The following is a 3,179-nucleotide window of genomic DNA, read 5'->3' on the forward strand; positions in this document are numbered from 1 at the left end:
GTCGCACGGAACGCCCTGTCCACCTCCTCCGGGTCGGGTCCCTGCGCCCCCGCGGGAACCGGAACCAGGACCACCCCGGCCTGCTCCGCCGCCAGGATCGCACCCCAGTAGCTCGGCGACTCGATCAGGAGCGGCTGCCCGGGGCCGATCAGCGCACGGAAGATGGAGCTGAGGCCGCTTTGGCTGCCCGAGATGATCAGGGCATCCCGGACCGACGGCGCCCGGACACCGGCGGGTGCGGCGTCGGCAAGTTCCTGGGCAAACCAGGCCTGCAGTTCCGGAAGACCCGCCACCGGAGACCGGGTCAGGGAAGCCTCAGTCCGCGCGGCGCGGGCGACGGCGGCGCGCACCAGGCGCTCGGGCAGTAATTCCTTGGCGGGGTAGCCCGAATGCAGCCCGATCACGTCCGGGGCGGGCACGCGCTGGGTCGATGACAGGAGCATCGACCGGCGCGGCGGGGCGCCCAGCGCTGCCGTTTGCCAGCCGTAGTCGGCACCCCGGGTGGGCCGTACCGTGCGCACAAATGTCCCCACGCCCGGCCTGCTCTCCACGAGGCCCGCGGCCGCGAGGAGGCGCATCGCCTTCTGCACCGTGACCGGGCTCGCGGCATATTCGGCCATCAGTGCCCGGTTGGACGGCACCTGGGCTCCCGGCGGAGCCTGGGCAATCCAGCGCCGCAAGCCGGAGACAATCCGGTCAGTGCTATCGTTGTTCATGACAGTACATAGTAGCGTTATCGTCCCAGTCGGGAAAGCGTTACCCGGCCGGTCCGGTCTGGGCTGGGGACTGCTCGGCGTCGCCGCGTTCTCCTTCACCGTGCCCCTCACCCGCGTCGCCACCGGCGGGTTCTCTCCCCTGTTCATCGGCACAGGCCGGGCCGCCGTCGCGGCCGTCCTCGCCATCGCCGCCCTCGCGCTGACCCGGCAGCGGCTGCCCGGCAGGACGCAGTGGGCCCGGCTGGCGGTTGTCGCCGGCGGCGTCGTGGCCGGATTCCCCCTCCTCACCTCCTTCGCCTTGACCACGGCTCCGGCCAGCCACGGGGCCGTGGTGATCGGCCTGTTGCCTGCGGCCACCGCCGTCGCCGCCGTCGTTCGCGGCAAGGAACGCGTCACGGTCGCCTTTTGGACTTTTGCCGCGCTGGGGGCAGCCGCGGTCCTGGTCTTCGCCGCCCTGCAGAACGGCGGCCTCAGCGGGTTGGGCTGGTCCGACGCGCTCCTGGTCGCTGCCGTGGTGGCAGCCGCCGTCGGCTACGCGGAAGGCGGCCTTCTCGCGCGGGAGATCGGGTCCTGGCAGACCGTTTCCTGGGCGCTGGTCCTGGCGGCCCCCGTGATGGCGGCAACCTCGCTGGCCGCCCTTGCCGCGCAGCCCCCGACAGCCACCGGGCCGGAGTGGCTGGCCTTCGCGTACCTCGCCGTCGTCAGCATGTTCCTGGGCTTCTTCGCCTGGTACCGCGGCCTCGCCATCGGCCCCATGGCGAAGGTCAGCCAAGTGCAGCTGGTCCAGCCGGTCCTGAGTCTTCTCTGGGCCGCCCTCATCCTGCGTGAAGAACTCACATGGTCCACGCTGGCCGGAGGCATCACGGTGATCCTCTGCGCCGGCCTGGCCGTCCGCACCCGCCTCAACAGAAAGTCCGTCTAATGCGCCACAGCCCCCATTTCCTGATGACCGACCCCGCTGAAGTGAAGCGCCTCATCCACGGCAACCCCTGGGCCACGTTCGTTTCGGCGACCGCGAAGGGCCTGGTCGCCTCGCACTACCCGGTCCTGGTTGACGACTGCGACGGCATCACCATCGTCAGCCACTTCGGACGCCCCGACGAAACACTTCACGAGCTCGGGCAGCACGAGATTCTGGTCATCATCCAGGGCCCGCACGACTACATCTCCCCCAGCTGGTACGCCCCCGGCGACCTCATTCCGACCTGGAACCACATCACGGCCCATCTCTACGGGACCCCGGAGATCCTCGGCGAGGAGGAGAACTATGCAATGCTCTCCCGCCTCACCGACCACTTCGAACAGCACCAGCCGGACGGCCGCAGCCTTGCCGAGAATGAAGCGGGCACCCGCCGGGCCGCGAAAGGCACGGTTGGCCTGCGCATGCGGGTCGACCGCTTCGACGCCCGCGCCAAGCTCAGCCAAAACAAGTCCCCCGAGGTGGCGGCCAACATCACCGCGCACGTCGGACACCACAACCCGGCCCTCGCCCAGGAAATGCAGCGCCTGCACGGCGGCGGGCCGGGCGTGGACCAGGTTACCCCCAGAAACCGGTGAGCTGCCCGGCGAGGAGAGTGCCTTGGCTGTATCCGGCCCGGGCCGCCGGTGGGCGCAGCGACGGATCCATCGCGTTGGCGCCGAACAGATGCTCGGCGGCGCTGTCCGGGCCAATCGTTTCGACCCTGCTGCCACGGGACCGCAGTTCGTCGGCCTGGGCTGCCAGCTGCATGCCCCAGGCCAACGGCATCCGGGTGCGTCCCCCGAACGGCGACAGGACCAGCACCTGCTGGTAGCCGGCCGCAAGGTCGGCGTTCTCGTTGCGCCGGTAGCCGCCGTCGATATACCGGCGCTTTCCGATCGTGTAGGCGAAGCCGCTGGAACAGCTGGCGGCGACGGCGTCCGCCAGCTCGACTCCGCTGTGCCGGTCAAACACCACCGGGTCACCGGTTTCGGCATCGACGGCGGTGATCAACACCGCACGGTCCGGCCAGTCCTGCCGCGGCAGCCGGGCGGCGACGGTGTCCCGCCACTGTGTTTGGCGGGACCCGTCCGACGCCGCAGCGAGCGCCAGTGCCGCTGCCCCCATCCGGCGGCGCATCTCCGCCGCGTCCCCGGCCGCGCCGATGATTCTGTCGGTTCTTTCCAGATGGTTGACCACCTGCCCGGTCGGCCCGGATCCTCCGCCCGAGGCCCCGGGGCCGGTCCGGCGCGGAGGTACGGCGGCGAGCGTGGCGGCAAGAAGTTCGCCGGGTGTTGCGCCGGCTATCTGGGCTGCGGCAGTGGATCCTGCGGACGTGCCGATCAGCAGATCGGCCCCGGTGACGTCCAGTCCGGCGTCGAACAGCCCGGCGACGACGCCGATCAGCCAGGCGTTGCCGGTGGACCCGCCCCCGCCCAGGACGAGGGCACGACGGCCCGGAGTGTGCGGAAGTGAAGTGTGGGAAGTTGAAGCTGGTGTGGTGT

At 70.6% G+C, this 3,179-nt stretch carries 4 protein-coding genes; 2 read left to right on the forward strand and 2 right to left on the reverse strand.

The genetic code is table 11. The features are described 5' to 3' along the window. On the reverse strand, positions 1 to 716 hold a 716-nt coding region (locus AC1DHD_RS15180), incomplete at its 3' end, for an aminotransferase class I/II-fold pyridoxal phosphate-dependent enzyme (protein ID WP_476880510.1). Here AC1DHD_RS15180 and AC1DHD_RS15185 point away from each other — a divergent pair. Continuing rightward, positions 715 to 1,638, forward strand: coding sequence for a DMT family transporter (locus tag AC1DHD_RS15185; protein ID WP_476880511.1), 924 nt, complete (start codon positions 715 to 717; stop codon positions 1,636 to 1,638). The genes AC1DHD_RS15180 and AC1DHD_RS15185 overlap by 2 nt on opposite strands. After that, positions 1,638 to 2,273, forward strand: coding sequence for an FMN-binding negative transcriptional regulator (locus AC1DHD_RS15190; RefSeq protein ID WP_476880512.1), 636 nt, complete (start codon positions 1,638 to 1,640; stop codon positions 2,271 to 2,273). The genes AC1DHD_RS15185 and AC1DHD_RS15190 overlap by 1 nt, the downstream gene beginning before the upstream one ends. On the opposite strand, the gene AC1DHD_RS15195 is transcribed toward AC1DHD_RS15190, so the two are convergent. Continuing rightward, a partial coding sequence (locus AC1DHD_RS15195) for a patatin-like phospholipase family protein (RefSeq protein ID WP_476880513.1) occupies positions 2,254 to 3,179 on the reverse strand: 926 nt, incomplete at its 5' end. The genes AC1DHD_RS15190 and AC1DHD_RS15195 overlap by 20 nt on opposite strands.

This window comes from Arthrobacter sp. 05L45_2, from assembly GCF_056397525.1.

What these genes read in the sequence shown, in the direction of transcription:
- AC1DHD_RS15185 (WP_476880511.1), top strand. Translation starts at nt 715, where the DNA reads ATGACAGTACATAGTAGCGTTATCGTCCCAGTCGGGAAAGCGTTACCC.
- AC1DHD_RS15190 (WP_476880512.1), top strand. Translation starts at nt 1,638, where the DNA reads ATGCGCCACAGCCCCCATTTCCTGATGACCGACCCCGCTGAAGTGAAG.